Source organism: Microcoleus sp. S28C3 (genome assembly GCF_036700785.1).
Taxonomy (GTDB): domain Bacteria; phylum Cyanobacteriota; class Cyanobacteriia; order Cyanobacteriales; family Microcoleaceae; genus Microcoleus; species Microcoleus asticus.
In genome coordinates, this window is sequence record NZ_JAUBPO010000278.1 from 1 (window position 1) to 1,371 (window position 1,371).

The 1,371-nt window shown below is 49.2% G+C and carries 1 pseudogene; it reads left to right on the top strand.

Annotated elements, in window-relative coordinates:
• Nucleotides 1-51: 51 nt before the first annotated feature.
• Nucleotides 52-1,349, top strand: a pseudogene (locus tag QUA13_RS32430) (transposase).
• The last annotated feature ends 22 nt before the right edge of the window (nt 1,350-1,371 follow it).

Here is a 1,371-nt window from a genome sequence, read left to right on the forward strand (position 1 = left end):
AATGAAATCAGAATCACCCATAGAGAGACAGAACCTTTGAGAGAGCGGGGAGTGTTTGACACAGTTGTGGGTTCTTTTCGCCAAGTGCTCGAATCGCTACCGGACAAACGCACTGGCAAAAATACTCGCTATGGAATGAAAGATGTAGCCTTAAGCGCATGAGCGCGTGTTCTTCACCCAAACCCCGTCATTTCTGGCGTACCAGCGCATAATGGAGGGTACCAAAGGACACAGCAATGCCCAAAGCCTGTTTGGAGTTCATCAGATACCAAGCGACAACCACATCCGGAATCTGCTCGATGGGGTCAAACCTGAACAAGTTTTTCCCGTGTTTGAGGAAATCTTGCAAGTGTTGGAGCAACACAGGCAGTTGAAGAGCTTTCGCTCGTTTGCCGACACCTTATTAATTGCTTTAGATGGCACTGAATACTTCGGTTCGAGTCAAATCCACTGCCCCCAGTGTTCAACGCGCCGCTTGAAGTCTGGGGAGACGCACTACTTCCATAGCGTTGTTACCCCTGTCATTGTCTGTCCGGCTCAGTCTCAAGTGATTCCATTGGTGCCTGAGTTTATCGTGCCGCTTTCCGGGGCATGACAAGCAGGACTGTGAGAGTGCGGCGGCGAAACGGTGGCTATCGCAGTACGGACAACGCTACAGTTCCTTAAACGTGACCGTTTTGGGAGATGACCTCTACTGCCACCAACCCTTGTGCCAACAGCTTTTAGCTCAACAATTCAACTTCATCCTGGTCTGCCGTCCTGAATCTCACACCACACTCTATGAACATCTCGAAGGCATCAATCTTCCCACGGTAACAATGAAACGGTGGACGGGGAAAGTTGAGGAAACCTATACCTACCGATATCTCAACGAAGTGCCACTTAAAGATGGCGATCTGCTGGCCCTATTGGTCAATTGGTGTGAACTGACTCTCAGCCGAGCCGACGGCAAGGTGATCTACAAAAACTCGTTTGCCACCAATCACATCATTACCGATCAAACCGTCGAAGAGATTGTCCTAGCCGGTCGCACCCGTTGGAAGGTGGAAAACGAGAACAACAATACCCTCAAGACCAAAGGCTACAATCTCGAACACAATTTCGGGCATGGTAAGCAGCATCTGTCCTCGTTCCTGGCTACTCTCAACATTCTGTCCCTCCTATTTCATACTTTGCTGGAGTTACTCGACCAGAAATACAAACTGCTACGGGTGCACTTGCCCACCCGCAAAACCTTTTTTGAGGACTTGCGGGCTTTAACCCGTTATCTTTATTTCGACAGTTGGGATCACTTGCTCACCTTTATGCTTGAGGGGCTGGAATTGGACATTCTACCCAACACCAGTTGAAATTCCATACTGAGAATTGCTG